The sequence below is a fragment of the Methylobacterium sp. Leaf118 genome (genome assembly GCF_920984675.1).
In the GTDB taxonomy this organism is placed as follows: Bacteria; Pseudomonadota; Alphaproteobacteria; order Rhizobiales; family Beijerinckiaceae; genus Methylobacterium.
Map to the genome: position 1 here is coordinate 1 of NZ_CAKLBV010000083.1, position 17,090 is coordinate 17,090.

At 72.0% G+C, this 17,090-nt stretch carries 15 protein-coding genes; 1 reads left to right on the forward strand and 14 read right to left on the reverse strand.

Translation table 11 applies throughout. The features are described from left to right. From LW587_RS21890 to rimP, 4 genes are all read right to left on the reverse strand, one after another. The coding region (locus LW587_RS21890; RefSeq protein ID WP_232631704.1) for a translation initiation factor IF-2 associated domain-containing protein at positions 1 to 339 on the reverse strand (339 nt) is incomplete at its 3' end. 64 nt (positions 340 to 403) lie between these two features. Beyond that, positions 404 to 1,150 (reverse strand): RNA-binding protein, encoded by a 747-nt coding sequence (locus LW587_RS21895; RefSeq protein WP_232631705.1) that lies wholly within the window; start codon positions 1,148 to 1,150, stop codon positions 404 to 406. A 23-nt stretch (positions 1,151 to 1,173) separates the two neighbouring features. Beyond that, the gene (nusA, locus tag LW587_RS21900) at positions 1,174 to 2,826 is read right to left on the reverse strand and encodes a transcription termination factor NusA (protein WP_232631706.1); all 1,653 of its coding nucleotides are present in this window, start codon (positions 2,824 to 2,826) and stop codon (positions 1,174 to 1,176) included. A 55-nt stretch (positions 2,827 to 2,881) separates the two neighbouring features. Further along, positions 2,882 to 3,685, reverse strand: a complete 804-nt coding sequence (rimP, locus tag LW587_RS21905) for a ribosome maturation factor RimP (RefSeq protein WP_232631707.1) — start codon at positions 3,683 to 3,685, stop codon at positions 2,882 to 2,884. A 294-nt stretch (positions 3,686 to 3,979) separates the two neighbouring features. On the opposite strand from rimP, the gene LW587_RS21910 reads away from it, so the two are divergent. Beyond that, entirely contained in the window at positions 3,980 to 4,648 is a 669-nt protein-coding gene (locus tag LW587_RS21910) for a CatB-related O-acetyltransferase (RefSeq protein WP_232631708.1), read from the forward strand. Between the two features lie 110 nt (positions 4,649 to 4,758). Here LW587_RS21910 and LW587_RS21915 read toward each other — a convergent pair whose 3' ends face one another. The 10 genes from LW587_RS21915 to LW587_RS21960 all read right to left on the reverse strand — a co-directional run bounded on the left by LW587_RS21915 (position 4,759) and on the right by LW587_RS21960 (position 16,896). Beyond that, complete coding sequence (locus LW587_RS21915; protein WP_232631709.1) at positions 4,759 to 5,931, reverse strand: M20 aminoacylase family protein; 1,173 nt, start codon at positions 5,929 to 5,931, stop codon at positions 4,759 to 4,761. Positions 5,932 to 6,096: 165 nt separating this feature from the next. Next, positions 6,097 to 6,444 (reverse strand): Cu(I)-responsive transcriptional regulator, encoded by a 348-nt coding sequence (gene cueR / locus LW587_RS21920; protein WP_232631718.1) that lies wholly within the window; start codon positions 6,442 to 6,444, stop codon positions 6,097 to 6,099. Positions 6,445 to 6,497: 53 nt separating this feature from the next. Continuing rightward, entirely contained in the window at positions 6,498 to 8,990 is a 2,493-nt protein-coding gene (locus LW587_RS21925; RefSeq protein WP_232631710.1) for a heavy metal translocating P-type ATPase, read from the reverse strand. A 113-nt stretch (positions 8,991 to 9,103) separates the two neighbouring features. Continuing rightward, the gene (locus tag LW587_RS21930) at positions 9,104 to 10,384 is read right to left on the reverse strand and encodes an ATP-binding protein (RefSeq protein WP_232631711.1); all 1,281 of its coding nucleotides are present in this window, start codon (positions 10,382 to 10,384) and stop codon (positions 9,104 to 9,106) included. Positions 10,385 to 10,402: 18 nt separating this feature from the next. Then, a complete protein-coding gene (locus tag LW587_RS21935) occupies positions 10,403 to 11,455 on the reverse strand; it encodes a lysylphosphatidylglycerol synthase domain-containing protein (protein ID WP_232631712.1) in 1,053 nt (350 codons plus the stop codon). Between the two features lie 244 nt (positions 11,456 to 11,699). Continuing rightward, entirely contained in the window at positions 11,700 to 12,332 is a 633-nt protein-coding gene (locus LW587_RS21940; protein WP_232631713.1) for a uracil-DNA glycosylase family protein, read from the reverse strand. After that, complete coding sequence (locus tag LW587_RS21945) at positions 12,316 to 13,074, reverse strand: PIG-L deacetylase family protein (protein ID WP_232631714.1); 759 nt, start codon at positions 13,072 to 13,074, stop codon at positions 12,316 to 12,318. The genes LW587_RS21940 and LW587_RS21945 overlap by 17 nt, the downstream gene beginning before the upstream one ends. 65 nt (positions 13,075 to 13,139) lie before the next feature. Next, on the reverse strand, positions 13,140 to 14,378 hold the full coding sequence (locus tag LW587_RS21950; protein ID WP_232631715.1) for a glycosyltransferase family 4 protein: 1,239 nt from the start codon (positions 14,376 to 14,378) through the stop codon (positions 13,140 to 13,142). After that, entirely contained in the window at positions 14,375 to 15,268 is an 894-nt protein-coding gene (locus LW587_RS21955; protein ID WP_232631716.1) for a sugar phosphate isomerase/epimerase family protein, read from the reverse strand. Before LW587_RS21955 ends, LW587_RS21950 begins: the two co-directional genes overlap by 4 nt. Next, positions 15,265 to 16,896 (reverse strand): YcaO-like family protein, encoded by a 1,632-nt coding sequence (locus tag LW587_RS21960; RefSeq protein ID WP_232631717.1) that lies wholly within the window; start codon positions 16,894 to 16,896, stop codon positions 15,265 to 15,267. Before LW587_RS21960 ends, LW587_RS21955 begins: the two co-directional genes overlap by 4 nt. Positions 16,897 to 17,090 lie beyond the last annotated feature (194 nt).

Consider the following 17,090-nt stretch of genomic DNA (forward strand, 5'->3'; position numbering starts at 1 on the left):
ATCGGCGAGCGCGCTGGCGCGGGCGTCGCGTTCCTGCTCGCTCAGCGTGCGCAGGACGACGCCGGAGGCGCTGCGGCCCGGGGACCGGGCCGCCGGAGCGGGCGCCGGGGCCACGGAGGCCGGGCGCGGCGGCGGGGCCACGGCAGGCTCGCGGGGCGTGACCGTTCCGGGCGCGGCGCCGATCGTGCGCCGCTTCACCGTCTCGACCACGACGGACTTCGACCGCCCGTGGGAGAAGCTCTGACGGACCGTCCCCTGCTCGACCGGGCGCTTCAGCGTCAACGGCTTCGAGGGGGCTCTGGTCTGCGTCTTGTCACCCGGATTGTTCGTATCGCTCATTCAGTCAGAACCCTGAGGGCTTCCATCGTCCCATCGGCCGGCGGCGGGCATGCCCGGCCGAATGTCATCGCATTCCGTCGTCGTGCAAATCGAGGGCGGTCGCGCCGGCTTGTGGCGGGGCGTCCTCCCCGGACGCCGACGCCATACCCTCGAAGGTCCGGAACCGACGCCAACGCGCGAGATAGCCGGTGGTGCCGGCTCCCGCGACGAGGGCAGCGTGTATCACATGATCCCGCCCTAAGGCCATGTCCAATTCGGTGCTGGACAACGCATCCATGACGGGAATGGCCGATATGGTCTCCCCGTACCGTCGGCGCAAGGCCGCGGCGAGCTTGCGGCGCCCGTCGGGCATGGCGTCGCTCGCATGGATGACGGCTGCCACTCCCTCGCTGCCGAGAATCGCCGACTCGACCTTGGTGAAGCCGGTCACCACGCAGCCGGCCTTGTTGGCCAGCGCCAGCGCCTGCCGGAGGTCCGTGCGCAGGCCCTCCGCCACCTGCTCGATGAGGTCGGGCGGCGCCTTCGCCGTGCTCGTCTTGAAGGCGCGCAGGAAGGCCCGGCGCTTGATCGCCGCCCCGACCTGCTCGCGGGTCGCCGTGACCCAGGCCCCGCGTCCCGGCAGGCGGGCGCGCAGGTCCGGCACGATCGTGCCGTCGGGCCCGAGCACGAAGCGGATCATCGCCTCGGGGGCCTGCGTGACGCGGGTGACGATGCAGGTGCGCGCGGGCGTCCGGCCACGGCCGGGGCCGCGGTCGAGGCTCGGCGCCTCGCCCTCCGGCGCCTCGGGCGGGACCGCGTCCCGCAGGGTCATGTCCGCGCTCACCCCTGCCCCGCTCAGGCGTTCTGCGGCTCGGTGGCGGGCTGTTCGGCTGCGCCTGCGGCGGCCTCCTCACCCTCTGTGCCCTCAGCGCCCTCCTCCGTTTCCTCCGGCTCCGGCAGGGCCTCGATCCAGCCGGCATGCAGGCGTGCGGTCATGATCAGGGACTCGGCCTCGGCCCGGGACAGCTCGAACCCGTCGAGGAAGCCGGCATGACGCACGGCCTCGGCGCCGCGGCCTTCGGTGTAGCCCACGAGGTCGTCGGTGGCGCAGCCGGCCAGATCCTCGACCGACTTCACGTCGTTCTCGCCGAGCGCCACCATCATCGCCGTGGTGATGCCGTCGATCTCGCGCAGGTCGTCGGCGACGCCGAGTTCGCGGCGGCGGTCGTCCTGCTCCTGCTCGATGCGGGCGAGATAATCCTGCGCGCGGGCCTGGATCTCGGTGCCGGTCTCCTCGTCGAGACCCTGGATGCCGGACAGTTCCGCCACGTCGACATAGGCGATCTCCTCGACGTTGCGGAAGCCCTCGGCCGCCAGCAGCTGGCCCACCGTCTCGTCGACGTCCAGCGCCTCCATGAAGATCTGGGTGCGCTCGACGAACTCCTTCTGGCGCCGCTCCGACTCCTCGCCTTCGGTGAGGATGTCGATGTCCCAGCCGGTTAGCTGCGAGGCGAGGCGCACGTTCTGGCCACGGCGGCCGATGGCCAGCGAGAGCTGGTCGTCGGGCACCACGACCTCGATGCGGTCGGCCTCCTCGTCGAGCACCACCTTCACGACTTCCGCGGGCTGGAGCGCGTTGACGATGAAGGTCGCCTGGTCCTGCGACCACGGGATGATGTCGATCTTCTCGCCTTGCAGCTCGCCGACCACCGCCTGGACGCGGGAGCCGCGCATGCCGACGCAGGCGCCGACCGGATCGATCGAGGAATCGCGCGAGATCACCGCGATCTTGGCGCGCGAGCCCGGATCCCGGGCCACCGCCTTCACCTCGACGATGCCGTCATAGATCTCGGGGACCTCCTGGCCGAACAGCTTGGCCATGAATTGCGGGTGCGAGCGCGAGAGGAAGATCTGCGGCCCGCGCACCTCGGTGCGCACGTCGAACAGGTAGGAGCGGATGCGGTCGCCGGGACGGAAAGTCTCGCGCGGGATCATCTCGTCGCGGCGGACGATGCCCTCGCCGCGGCCGAGGTCGACGATGACGTTGCCGTACTCGACGCGCTTGACCACGCCGTTCAGAATCTCGCCGATGCGGTCCTTGTACTCCTCGTACTGGCGGGCGCGCTCGGCGTCGCGCACCTTCTGGACGATGACCTGCTTGGCCGATTGCGCGGCCACGCGCCCGAAGTCGAAGGGCGGCAAGGTATCGGAGATCACGTCGCCGATCAGGGCGCCGGGATTGTAGCGCTGCGCCTGGGAGAGCGTGATCTCGCGGGCATCGTTCTCGACCTGCTCGACCACGAGCAGGTGGCGGGAGAGCCGCAGCGCCCCGCTCTTCGGATCGATCTCGGCGTGAACGTCGGTCTCGGCGCCGTAGCGGGAGCGGGCCGCCTTGGCGATCGCCTCCTCCATCGCCTCGATGACGATCTGGCGGTCGATCACCTTCTCGCGGGCGACCGCGTCGGCGATCTGCAGGAGTTCGAGCCGGTTGGCGCTGACGACGGCCATGGGGTCTTGTCCTTCTGTCGGTCTCTTGACTGTTCGCCCGGAGGCGATGTTCGCGTCAGTGGAGCGTGTCGCGGTTCTTCAGGCGGGCGGCCTTGGTGACGACGGTTCCGCCGGGCTTCGGCTTCGGTCCCGCCGGCGCCCCTTTGCCGGGCCCCTTGGCGGACCCTTTGCCCGGTCCCGGCCCCTTGGCCCTGACCGGCTTGTCCGTCTTCGGCTTCGGGCGCTTGGGCTGCGGGATGAAGCGCACCTGCGGCGCCTCCTCCTCCTCGGCCTCGTCCTCCGCGTCGTCCAAATCCTCGCCGTCCTGGGGCGGAGCGCCGCCGCGGCGCAGCGATTCGCGGATCAGGTCGTCGGTCAGGATGAGATGCGCCTCCGCGAGATCGCGCAGGGGCACGTCGATCCGGCTCGGGAGGCCGGGCTTCACGTCGGGCAGGTCGATCGGCACGCTCGCCCCATCCGGGTTCGGCGGGCCGAGGATGCCGCGGAAGCGCTTGCGGCCGTCGAGGGGCACGGCGAGCTCGACCTTCGCCTCGTAACCGGCCCAGCGCTCAAAATCGGACACCCGCACGAGCGGCCGGTCGATGCCCGGCGAGGAGACCTCGAGATAATAGGCGCCGCCGACCGGGTCCTCCAGGTCGAGGAGCGGGGAGATCGCGCGGCTCACCGCCTCGCACTCGTCGACGCCCATGGTGCCGTCGGGGCGCTCCGCCATGATCTGCACCGTGCAGCCATTGGCGTTCGAGACCTTCACCCGCACCAGCCGGAAGCCGAGGCCCTCGATCGGTCCCTCGACCACCTGGGCGACGCGCGCGGCGACGCCCGTCTCGCCGACAAGACGTTTCTCGGTGGGCTCCGCCATGCCTGTCGTTCCGACGCTCTCGACTTGCGATGAACTTGACCAGTCCGATGCGGACAGGCTTGCGGAAACAAAAAAGAGCGGGTCCCGGGGGACCCACTCCCGCAAGCAGCCGATCGACTGCATCAGAAATGATGATCGGTGACTTACGCCTGAGTCGCGGCGATTTCAAGCGCTTCGGTGATCGATTGCAGGGCGCGCCCTGCTGGCCCCCACTGCCGCGATCCGCCTCTGCCGCGAAGCTGCCATCCGGACGCATCACGATCCGGCCGACGCCACACCGACGCCGAGCGCGCCATGCCGGACACTCCACGCGGTCCCGATCCGGATGCCCTGCACCCGATGCCGGGGCAGAGCCGGGTCACCTTCCTGCGCAACCTCGCCCTGCCCGCGAATGTCGAGGTCGGGGCCTATACCTATTACGACGACCCGGCCGGGCCGCAGGCGTTCCTCGACGCGATCCTCTACCACTTCCCCTTCCTCGGGGACCGGCTGGTGATCGGGAAGTTCTGCGCCATCGCCACCGGCACGCGCTTCCTGATGAATGGCGGCAACCACCGGCTCGACGGGCTCTCGACCTATCCGTTCCCGATCTTCGGCGGCGACTGGATCGGCCGCTTCGAGGGCGAATTGCGCTTCCCCCAGCGCGGCGACACCGTGATCGGCCACGATGTCTGGCTCGGCTTCCACAGCACGATCCTGCCCGGCGTGACCGTCGGCGACGGGGCCGTGGTGGCCGCCCATGCCGTGGTGAGCGCCGACGTGCCGCCCTACGCGATCGTGGCCGGCAACCCGGCCCGGGTGGTGCGCCGCCGCTTCTCGGAGGCGGAGGCCGGCCGGCTCCAGCGGATCGCGTGGTGGGACTGGCCGGTGGAGCGGATCACCGCGCATCTGGCGCTGATCGGCGGGGCCGACATCGCCGCCCTCGAGGCGGTCGCCGATGAGGCCGGGCCCGCCGCGCCCTGACGCGCTCTTGCGCCGAAGCGGTCAGCGGTTGTCGCCAGAGCGCGCGACATGGCCAGGACTGAGCGAATCGTCCTGGATCCAGAAGGTGGCGGGAGCCGTCCCGGACCCGTTCAGGCGTGCGGCGGCAGGCCCGTCTCGATGATCCGCGCCCAGAGCGAGGCGCCGTAGGGAATCGCGGCGTCGTTGAAGTCGTAATCCGGGTGGTGGAGGCCGGCGGAGGGGCCGTTGCCCATGAAGATGTAGGCGCCGGGGCGGTGCGCCAGCATGTAGGCGAAATCCTCCGCCGCCATCATCGGCGCCACGTCGCGATCGACCTGGTCGGCGCCGACGATCTGCTCGGCGACGTCTGCCATGAAATCGGTCTCCGCCGGATGGTTCTCGGTGGCGGGATAGCCGCTGGCGAAGTCGACGCTCGCTTGCGCCCCGAAGGCGGCGGCGACGTTGACGACGATCGCCTGCACGCGCTCGAGCATCAGGGTGCGTGCCGCGGGGGTGAGGGCGCGGAGCGTTCCGCGCAATTCGGCCCTCTGCGGCAGCACGTTGAAGGCGTGGCCCGCCTCGACGGCGCAGACCGAGACCACGCCCGAATCGAGAGGGTCGAGGGCGCGGGCGACGACCGATTGCAGGGCGACCACGATGTGGCTGCCCACCAGCACCGTATCGATGGCGGCGTGCGGCAGGGCCGCGTGCCCGCCCCGGCCCTCGATGTGGATCGTGAAGCGGTCGGTCGAGGCCATGATCGGGCCCGGACGGATCGCGAAGGTGCCCAGCGGCTGGTCGGGAATGTTGTGGAGGCCGTAGACGGCCTCGACGCCGAAGCGCTCCATCATCCCATCCTTCACCATCGCCTCGCCGCCCCCTCCCCCTTCCTCCGCGGGTTGGAAGATCAGAACGGCGCTGCCGCCGAAGGCGCGGGTCTCGGCGAGATAGCGGGCGGCGCCGAGCAGCATGGCGGTGTGCCCGTCATGGCCGCAGGCGTGCATCGTGCCCGGCACGGTCGAGCGGTAGGGCAGGTCCCGTGCCTCCTGGATGGGCAGGGCGTCCATGTCGGCGCGCAGGCCGATGGCTCGGTTCGAGCCATGGCCGCGTCCGCGGATCACCCCGACGACGCCGGTGCGGCCGATGCCGGTGGCGACCTCGTCGCAACCGAAGGCGCGCAGCTTCTCGGCGACGAAAGCGGCGGTGCGGTGCACCTCGTATTGCAGCTCGGGATGCGCGTGCAGATCGCGTCGCCAGCCGGCGATCTCGTCGGCGAGATCGGCGATGCGGTCGATGACGGGCATGGGGCCAACCTCGGGTCCAACCGTGACAGGCGCACCGTTCGGTTCGCCGGATCGACCCCAGCAAGCAGAAGGCCAGAGGCGGGTCAACGGCCGAGCTTTCCCGATCGGGACGATCGCGGGGGTGATCCTCCGGCGCTCAGGCCCGGGTGCACGCGCGGTCCCGGGTCAGGACCCGCCCGCGAGATCGTCGAGGATCGGGCAGTCCGGCCGCGCGTCGCCGCAGCAGCGCTCGGCCAGGGTCTCCAGGGTGCGGGCCATGGCTTCCAGCTCGCTGATGCGGCGGCGCAGGTCGGCCACGTGGGCCAGGGCCACCGTCTTGACCGCGGCGCTCGCCCGCGAGCGGTCGTGCCAGAGTGCGAGCAATTCGGTGATCTCCTGCATCGAGAAGCCGAGATCGCGGGCGCGGCGCACGAAGCGGAGCGCGTGAAGATCGCTCTCGCCGTAGAGGCGGTAGCCCGAGGCCGTGCGCTCGGGCGCTCCGAGGAGGCCGGTTTCCTCGTAGTAGCGGATCATCTTGGCCGAGACGCCGCTGGCCTTGGCCGCCTCGCCGATGGTGACGAGATTGTTCACGCTGCACCTCCCGCCCGGCGCAGCCGCAGGGCGTTGCCGATCACGAAGGCGCTCGAGAGCGCCATCGCGCCCGCTGCCAGGACCGGCGAGAGCCCCGGTCCCCCGAAGGCCGCCAGCAGCCCCGCCGCCACCGGGATCAGGGCGACGTTGTAGGCGAAGGCCCAGAACAGGTTCTGGCGGATGTTGGCGATCGTGGCCCGCGACAGGTCGATGGCCTCGAGAAGGCCGCCGAGGGCGCCCGACATCAGCACCACGTCGGCGCTCTCGACCGCGACATCGGTGCCGGTGCCGATGGCGAGGCCGACATCGGCCTCGGCGAGGGCGGGCGCGTCGTTGATGCCGTCGCCGACGAAGGCGACCGGGCCGTGCGCCGCCCGTAGCGCCCGCAGCGCCGCGACCTTGCCCTCGGGCAGGACCTCGGCCGCCACCTCCGTGATGCCCAGGGTCCGGGCGACGGCCTCGGCGGTCGCCCGCGCATCGCCCGTCACCATCGCCACGGCGAGGCCGCGGGCGCGCAGGGCGGCGATGGTCGCCCGCGCCTCCGGCCGGACCGGGTCGGCCACGGCCAGGACGCCGGCGAGGTGGCCGTCGATGCCGAGGAAGATCGGGCTGCGCCCCTCCCCGGCGAGGCGATCGGCCTCCGCCTGGAGCGGATCGAGGGCGATGCCGAGGCGGGTCATGAAGCGGCGGTTGCCGAGCGCCACGGCGCGGCCTTCGACCTCCGCCGAGACCCCATGGCCCGGCAACGCCGCAAAATCCCGGACCTCGGGCAGGGGGCCGGTCTCCGCCCGTGCCGCCTCGGCGACCGCGCGGGCGATCGGGTGCTCCGAACGGGCCTCGACGGCGCCGGCCAGGGCCAGGGACGCCGCCCGCTCGACCCCCGGCGCGATGACGACGTCGGTGAGGCGGGGGCGGCCTTCGGTCAGGGTGCCGGTCTTGTCGAGGGCGACGAGGCGGGCCTCGCGCAGGGCCTGAAGCGCGGCACCCTGGCGGAACAGCACGCCGCGCTCCGCCGCGCGACCGGTGCCGACCATGATCGAGACCGGGGTGGCGAGCCCCATCGCACAGGGGCAAGCGACGATGAGCACCGCGATCGCCGCGACGGTCGCGGGGCCGAGCGCGGGCGCCGGGGCCAGGAGGAGCCACGCCACGAAGGTCAGCGCCGAGACCGCCATCACGGCGGGCACGAAGCGCAGGGTCACGCGATCGACCAGCGCCTGGATCGGCAGCTTCCCGCCCTGCGCTTCCTCGACCATGCGGACGATGCGGGCGAGCACGGTGTCGGCGCCCGTGCGGGTCACGGTGAGATCGAAGCCGCCGGTGGTGTTGAGGGTGCCGCCGACGACCTCGGCCCCCGCGGGCTTCTCCACCGGCACGGGCTCGCCGGTGATCATGCTCTCGTCGACATAGGAATGGCCCGCCGCGACATGGCCGTCGGCGGGCACCCGCTCGCCGGGGCGAACCCGCACCCGGTCGCCGGGGCGCAGCGCCGCGACCAACACCTCGTGCTCGCCGCTCCCGTCGAGCCGGCGGGCGGTCCGGGGCGAGAGATCGATCAGCCGGGCGATGGCCGCCCCCGCCCGGCCCCGCGCCCGGGCCTCCAGGGTCCGCCCGAGCAGGATCAGGGTGACGATGAGAATGGCCGCTTCGAAATACAGATGGGCCGCCCCTGCCGGCAGCAGCCACGGCGCGACCGTCGAGACCAGGGAATAGAGGTAGGCCGCCCCCGCGCCCAGGGCGACGAGGGCGTTCATGTCGGGATGCCCGCGCACGAGGTTCGGCACGCCGATCCGGAAGAAGCGCCGGCCCGGCCCGGCCAGGACGAGGGTCGCCAGAACGGCCTGGAGCCCGGCGAGCCCGCCGGTGCCGAGAAGGCCGGTCACGGTGTCGTGGAAGCCCGACGCGAGGTGGCCGCCCATGTCGAGGACAATGACGGGGGCAGCGAGGATCGCCGCGAAGGTCAGGTCGCGGCGCAGGCCCGCCGCCTCGCGCGCCTCGCCGTCCGCCCGGTCGGGCGCCGCAGCGGCCTCGGCGGAAACCGGCGCGTAGCCCGCCTCCCGCACCGCCGCGTCGAGGTCGGCCGCGGAGACGGCGCCTGCGGCGTGGCGCAGTTCGGCCCGGCCGGTGACGAGGTTGACGCTCGCCGCGACGGCACCGGGCAGGCGCATCAGCGTGCGCTCGACACGGCCGGAGCAGGCGGCGCAGCGCAGGCCCCCGACCGTGACGGCGGTGACCGCCTCGGGCACGTCGTAGCCGGCTTCGCGGATCGCCTCGACCGCCGCGGATGGCGGCGTGACGGCGGACAAAGCGAGGCTCGCCCGGTGGGTCGCCAGGTTGACCGATACGTCCCGCGCCCCCGGCAGGGCGGACAGGGCCCGTTCGACCCGGCCGGTGCAGGAGGCACAGCTCATGCCCTCGACGGGCAGGACCAGCCGTAGGAGAGCATCGGTTGGGTCGGAGGGTGGGTGGTGATCGAGGATCGCTTCCATGCCGAGTCAAATGGGCCTTCCCATGATGGGAAGGTCAAGGGGGGCGGCCTGCCCCCGTGTGGCCCCTGGCGTCGCGGGGGCGACGGCCCGCCCTGGAGGCCCGCGTCTCGGCCTCACTCGGACTGCGCCGCGCTGGCCGCGGGCTCGGGCCGGTACTCCGGCAGGCTGACCCGCACGGTGGTGCCGGCGCCGAGTTCGCTCTCGATGGTCAGGCGCCCCCTGTGACGGTTGAGCACGTGCTTGACGATGGCCAGGCCGAGCCCGGTGCCGCCCTGCTGACGGCTGGAAGCCACGTCGACCCGGTAGAAGCGCTCGGTCAGCCGCGGAATGTGCTCGGGGGCAATGCCCGGTCCCTCGTCGCGCACCCGCAGCTCGACCCGCCCCGGCCGTCCTTCCGCGCCCTCGACGGAGTGGAGCGAGACCGCCACGGTCCCGCCGCTGCCGCCGTATTTCACGGCGTTCTCGACGAGGTTCTCGATGACGCGCAGCAGCTCGTCCCGGTCGCCCAGAACCGGCATCGGGCCGCCGGACGTCTCGACGGCGAGGGCGACTCCGCGCTCGCGGGCGAGCGGGGCGTGCATGTCCACCATCTGCCGGGCGATGCGGGCGAGATCGACCGGCTTCGTCGGCGCGACGTGTTCGCGCAGCTCGATGCGCGAGAGCGAGAGGAGGTCGTCGATGAGGCGGGTCATGCGCTGGGCCTGGCTGCGCATGATGCCGAGGAACCGTTCCCGCGCCCTCGCATCGTCGCGGGCCGGGCCCTGCAGAGTCTCGATGAAGCCGAGCAGCGCCGAGAGCGGCGTGCGCAGCTCGTGGCTGGCATTCGCGACGAAATCGACCCGCATCGCCTCCAGCCGCCGCGCCTCGGTGAGGTCGCGCAGGAACAGGACGACGTTGGGCGCGCCCCCGCCGGGCAGGTCGGGCATCGGCAGGGCACCGATCTGTACCTCGAAGGCGCGCTCGGTCGGCACGCGGGTGACGTAGGTCGTCCGGAGGCTCTGTCCGGTGCGCAGGACCTCGTCGATGCCGTCGAGGACGTCGGGCGCGCGAAGGGAGAAAGAGAGCGGATGCCGCAGCTTCAGGCTGGGCAGCAGCCGGCGGGCGGCCGGGTTGGCCTCGAGGACCACGGCGCGCCGGTCGATCAGGATGACGGGATCGGGGATGTTGGCGAGCAGCGCCTCCGCGACCGCGGGGCGGTCCGGTCCCTCGCTCGCCGGGGGCGGCAGGATCGCCGGACGCCGCCCGCGGCCGAGCAGCCCACCGACCAGCAGGGCGAGCGCCGACGACGCGATCAAGGCCGTGTCGAGGGCGCCCGTGACGGTCTCGCCCACGACGATGACGGCCACCGCCGCCGCCGCGCCGATCCAGGCCGGACGCTCGGAGGCCGTCGTCATCGCGCTACAGAGCCGGCGTCACGGATCGTTCGCCGCCTGGTGGCGGCGCAGGCGCATGAGCCCCTCGTAGACGCCGAGCATCAGGAGGGCGAGGAGGAAGGGCACGAGGTAGTAGCAGGCCCGAAACAGCAGCAGCGAGCCCAGCACCTCTTCCCGGGGCAGGTAGGACAGGGCGATCAGGATGGTCGCCTCGAACACGCCGATCCCGCCGGGGGCGTTGGAGGCGATGCCGAGCATGGCCGCGAGCACGTAGATCGCTAGGAAGGTGGTGAAGCCGAGCGTCATGTCCGCGGGCATGAGCAGGTAGAGCACGGCCGCCGCCGCGCAGACGTCGCCGATGCCGACGAGCATCTGGCTGAACGAGACGGTGGCGCCCGGCAGCTCGAGCTGCCAGTGGCGCACCTTGATGTAGCGCCGCTTCACCGAGACCCAGGCCAGATAGGCGAGCACGGAGGCCAGGGCCCCGAAGCCGAGGATCTGGTTGAGCCGCACGCTCGAATTGACGCCGATGCTCTTGAAGGTGAGGCTCGCGAGCTGGCCCGCCTCGATGATGAGGCTGAGGCCGAGCACCACCCCCATGCCGAGCCAGAAGGTGAAGCCCGCGATCACGGTGAGCGCGGCGATCTTGGCCGCGGAGAGGCCGCGCCGGGAGTAGATCCAGTAGCGGATCGTGGCCGCCGTCAGCAGAGGGAAGCCGAGGGTGAAGCTGACCGCGTAGCTCGTGAACGATGCCAGCGCCGTGATCCGGTAGGGCACCTTGAGCCGGAGCTGGCGCAGCGCCAGCGCGTCGTAGCAGGTCAGGAACAGGTAGCTGAGGGCGACGAACCCGAAGGCCTCGACCAGCTGGCCGCTGCTCGCTCCAGTGAAGGCCTTCTGCAGCTCCGCCCAGGTGATCTCCTCCGAGAGCTTCCAGAGCACGCCGAGGGAGGCGAGGATGAGCACGACGCTCGCCAGCGTCCCGAGCCAGGCATAGGGCCCCCGCCGCGACGAACCCTTCCCGGGTTCGCCCTCCGGCGCGGCCTCGTCCGGCCGGGCGTCGGTGACCGCCCTATGCTTTCCGGCAAAATTCATGGGGGTTCCGGGCCCGCCTCCGCTGGTCGCCCGCACTGAGCTCTCGGCGCGGAGCATTCCGGGCGGCGCCGCAACGCACGTCACCGCGGAACGCCCGCCTCCGCCTCCGCACTGCGGACGGGTCGAGGAGCGGGAATCGCGCGGGCCTGATCGCGCCCGCTCCCGGGCATTTAGGGTCAAAGGTGGCCAAAGGCCAGCGACGGCCCCGTGGCGCGCTCCGATGCTGCACCGCGACGGCGGCGCCTCACCCCGGTTCGGCGAGGTGGGCGGCGGCCTCGCGCAGGCCGGTGAGGATACGCGCGCGCACGCTCGGCGCCGTGCAGACGTAGGTCGGGCTCGGATGCGGCACCGGCACGACCGGCAGGTCCGGCCGCCGCGCCGCCAGCGGCGCCGCCGCCTGCGCGGCGAACCGTCCCGCCGGGACGACAACGGCGAGCCGGGGCAGCAGGGCGAGGAGGGGATCGAGATAGGCCGTGGCCGCCCGGGCCTCCGCCCGGCGCGGGGCCCGGTTGCGGGCGCCGGGCGCGTGGATCACCCAGGGTATCGCGTTCCAGATCAGGGTGTCGCGCCGGGCCAGACCGGCCTCGGCGAGGAAGCGGAACAGGTTGGCGGCCGTGCCGGTGGCGTTGTCGCGGGAGACGAAGCCGGTGCGCCCGATCGATGGCCCGGGCGTCTCGAGGAGGAGAAGGAGCCGGGCGTCGATCCCGCCGTCGAGGGGATCGGGATCGGGCACAGCTGCGCCCTGCTCGGTGGCGATGCGTCGCGCGAGGTCGCGTAGGGGGCGCAGATGACGGGCATCGGCGATCGCCCGGCGGGCTTCGCGTTCGGCCGGATCGGCGAGGCTTTTGGGAGCCGCCGGTTCAGGCCGGTCCGGCATCGGGAAAACCCGCGGGAAGGCGCCCCTGGAGGCGGAAGCCCTCGATCCCGTCCTCCGCGGCGAGGCGCTGCCGCAGGCCCTCGGGGCCCCCGAACTGGAATCCGAGCTGCGAGGTGTAGGCTTCACAGGCCGCCGCCTTGCGCGCCTGCGCGGTCGCGTCGAGGCGCACCCCCTGCTCGGGCAGGCCCTCGAACAGCGCCCTCAGGGGCTCCTTCGGCGCCGCGTCGCGCACGGTGTAGGGGAAGTCGCGCCACCACAGCACCGGCAGGGGCGCCTGCGCCGCGCGGAAGGCGCGCACGACCTGCCGGTGATCGACATGGCCGCCCACCGCCTGGGGGGCCAGGATCAGGTCGGGCTCGGTGTCGGCGACGAGCCGCTCGAAGGCATCGGCGAGGTTTGCCCCGACTGTGTCGTCCTCGCGCAACTCCGCGAACAGCTCGGGGGCCGAGCCGTAGCCCCGGTGCGGCGCTTCGCGGAATGGCAGGTGGATCGGCGCGTCGATCCCCAGGGCCGCGGCGGCGTTCCGGTCTTCGCCTCGGCGCAGGGCCATGTAGTCGGTCTCGGCGGACAAGCCCTTGTCGAGCTGGCAGGCCAGGGCGAAGCCGCGCGGATTCGCCACCGAGGCGGTGAACACGGTCACCATCACGACCTGCCAGCCCCCGGCGGCGAGCCGGGCCAGGGTGCCGCCGGCCGAGAAGGCGGCGTCGTCGAGATGCGGCGAGATCGCGAGGGCAATCGGCATCGATTAGAGCATCGGCGCGACAGGGAGGGGCCGGCTCGTCGAGGAGCCGATGCGGGGACCGGACGTCACAGCAGGTGCGGCTCGGCGCGGAAGCGGCAATCCGGGTCGAAGGGCAGCGCGTCGGGAATGTCGGTATGCGGCCGCTCCCCGGCCACCCGGGCGTAAACCTCCATGATCTGCCGGCCCACGGCGGTCCAGGAATAGATCCGGCGGCACTCGGCGAGGCCGTCGGCGGCGAGCCGCTGGCGCAGCGCGTCGTCCTCCACCACCCGGCCCAGGGCTCGGGCGAGCGCCGGCACGTCGCCGGGATTCACGAGGAGCCCGTTCTCGCCGTCCCGCAGGCAATCCGACACGCCGACTGAATGGGTCGAGACCACCGCGAGCCCCGAAGCCATCGCCTCCAGGATCGTGTTGGAGAACCCTTCCGCGTAGGTCGGCGAGACGAACACGTCGGCCTGCCGGTAGAGATCCGGCACGGTGTCGTAGTCGGCATAGCCCGTGAACCGCACCTGATGCGCGGTGAAGCCGATCGCGTCCGCGCGGGCGCGGGCGGCCTCCACGTCCGGCCCGATGCCGGAGATGGTGGCGTCGAAGGGCTGTCCCGCTTCCCACAGCCGCTCCAGCGCGTCGAGGAAGTCGATCACGCCTTTCCGCCGGTCGACCCGGCCGTGATAGAGCAGCCGGACCGGTTCCTCGTCCTCGCGCTCGGCCTCAAACCGCGCGCCGGGTGTGAACCGCGCAGTGTCGACGGCCCCGGGCACGATCGTGAAGCGGGCTGGGTCGGATCCGAGCCGGTCGCAGACCTCGCCGAGGAACGATGGCCCGCCGATCAGCAGGGCGTTGGCATGGGCCAGCACCTCGACCATGGCGACCCGATGCGTCTCGCAGCAGGAGCCGACCCAGTGGCCGTCGCCGCCCTGGATCGAGACCACCGTCGGCACCCCGAGGCGTTTGCCCGCGACGAGCACGGCCCAGCCGGTCGGGTAGCCATACTGGGCATGCAACACGTCGAACGGTTTTTTCGCGTGCTCGGCACAGAGGGTCTCCACCATCGCGTCGATGTCGCGCTCGAAATCGCCGCCCGCCTGCTCGCCCTGCTGCTCCAGGCCGATGACCCGCACCCCCGGCACCGGCGGCGGCGGGCCGCCGCCATAGACCCGCGTGCCGAATTCATCGCCCCGATATTGCGAGATCATCGTCACGTCGTGACCCGCGCCCACGACCTCGCGCAGAAGGTTCTGCGCATAGACGCTCATGCCGGAGATGGCCGGGAAGTAGCGCCGGCTGACGAAGCAGATTCTCATGTGGTGGGCAGTCCCGGAACGGGGGTCTCGCGGGGCGTCGCATCCGGGCGGGGCAGTCCCGGGCCCGGTCGGCGGCAGGTGCGCAGGTAATCGAGGGCTTGGCCCACCATCACATCGGCGCGGTGGGAATCGCGCGACAGCTCCACGCAGACGAGTTTTTCGAACTGGACACCGTCGAGGGCGTCGAGCACCGCCGGCACGTCCATGTCACCCTCGCCGAAGGGCAGATGGATGTGCTCGCCCCGTGCCATGTCCTCGATCGCCACGGTGCCGAGGCGGGGGGCGAATTCGCGCACGGCCACGGCCGGGTCGCGCTCCTGCGTGACGAGGCAATGGCCGGTGTCGAGGGCGAGGTGCAGGCCGGGTATGTCGAGGCCCGCGAAATCGTCGAGGGTCTCGATGAGCATGCCGGGCTCCGGTTCGAGGGCGGCGACGACGCCCTTCTGGGCGGCGAAGTCCGCGACCTCATGCAAGCCCGCGATCAGCCAACCGCGGGCCTCGTCCCGATCCACGCCGGGCTTCGGCACGCCGGCCCAAAAGGAAACGGCTTCCGAATTCAGGATCTTGCCGATCTCGATCGCGCGCTTAAGGAAGCCGATCCGCCGGGCCCGGCCGGTGGCATCCGCCGTCACCAGGGTCGGTTCGTGCTTGGCGGTGGGGTCGAGCAGGAAGCGGGCGCCGGTCTCGATGACGGAGCCGAGGCCGAGGCGGTTCAGGATGCTGGCGATGCGGTCGGCCTCGATCACCCAATTGTCGGCGAAGGGATCGAGGTGGTGGATGTCCAGGGTCAGCGCCACGCCGTCATAGCCCGCGTCTCCGATGAGGCGGATCGCGTCCTCGATGCGGTGATGGGCGGTGCCGTTGGTGTTGTAGGCGAAGCGCAGGCTCATCCTTTCCTCCGCTCGGCCCGGCGGCCCTGACGCTCGTAGCGGAACGGGGCGTGGTGCGATTCCGGCTCGCGATAGAGCGGGTAATGCGCGCCCACGATCGTCTCGGCGAGCGCCACGTCGAACAGCGGCTGGCCGCCGAAGTGCTCGATCGCCTCCGGGGTCAGGCGCACGGGGCGCAGGGTCTCGCTCTCGTGCCCGAAGCGGATCAGCGGATGATCGCGGTCGATCAGCTTCTGCGTGTTGCGCGCGCCGATCCGGTAATAGCTCATGGTCTCGACCTCGAGACCCGGCACGATCGCCTTGACGACGCCGATGCCGCCGCCGGGGGGCGAGCAATCGACGTAGAGCACGTCGAAGCCGGCTTCCTCCAGCCGCGACCGGGCGATGTGTCCGCGCGCATGGCCGTCGGGGGCGGGCGTGGTCGGCAGGTCCGAGAACGCCTTGGTGCTGCGCTCGGAATAGACCGTCTCGGACAGAACCTCCTTCAGCCCGGCCGCCGAGAGGTCGAGCCAGGCGAGCATGGCCTGCAGCGCCCGGCTCTCTTCCAGGTCGAGGCTCGGCAGGGCCTTCTGAATGAAGGCCTCGACATAGCCCGGGGGCGCCACGGTGTCGGCCAGCGCCAGCGGGCCATGCCCGAAGGTCTTTCGCACCCGTGCCGCCTGGAATTCGAGCAGGGCCTTGCGCAGGGCCCGCTCCCGGTCCGGGTCGCAGGCCTCGCCGCAGGCCGAGAGCGCGATGGGGGCCGGCGTGCGCTCGAGGTCGGTGTCGTGGCCGACGACGTAGAGGTTGGTGAAGCCGAACTGGTCGGTGGCGAATTTCGGCAGCGCGCGGATGCCGAGGCTCTCCAGCTGGTCGAGCATCCCCCGGGTCTCGGGCCCGATCCCGGCGAGGTCGAGCCGCACCCCCTGGTCGAGCGCCCGGAACAGCAGGCCGTTGCCGTCGCGCTGCAGCAGTTCGAGGAGGCCGTGGCCCAGGGCAAAGTCCACGTCCGGCCCGGCGCCGAGGCCGTTGGTGATGATGTTGGTGAAGGGCTGGTAGCCCGTGCGCAATTCGAAATAGTCGGTCGCGGCGATGTCGAGCGGCATCCAGACCGACTCGCCGGTGCGGGGACGGACCGCCCGCGTCCAGTCGAGGGGCGTGTCGCGGCCCACCGGCGACCCCGCGGGCAGGCACAGGGTCAGCGGGTCGGCGACCGCGCCCGCGCCGTAGACCCGCACGAGGTCGTCGTAGGAGCGCGCGTCCTCGTTGTCGCCGCCCCGCTCGCGCAGGCGCGGCAGCAGCGCCACCGAGGGCATCAGGTTCTCGGCGATCTCGGCCACCGCGCCGATCAGCGCCTCGTCGTCGGTCGCGCCGTAGCCGATGCCGGACGGCATGGCGCCGACATAGAACGGATCGTCGAGGAAGAGGGCCACGAACCAGACCGGGATGCCGGTTCGGTCGAGCCCCGCGAGGTTGAAGCCGACGACGCGGCCCTCGGGCAGCACGTCGAGATAGGCGCGCACCGGCTCGGGCAGCCGTTCGGGCAGGCCCTCGATCCGGCGGGGCGCGCCGCGGCGATAGGCGCGCGGGGCCGCAAGCGTCGCGTGGCGGGGGCGGTCGTCCCGGTCGAGGGTCTCGGTCGCGGTCATCGTCTTTCCATCCGCAGGAGCGGTCCGGGTCCGACCCTCGCCTTGATCCCGAGCACCGGTGCATGACCGGCCGCGCGGGATGTGGGGCGAGGGAGGGCCGGCTTCCCTCCGTGTCGTGTCATACCAAATCCGGTTGATCCCTTCGGGATGGCGGATGTGGGCTTCGCTCAAACGCCGCGCGGGCTTGCCTGATA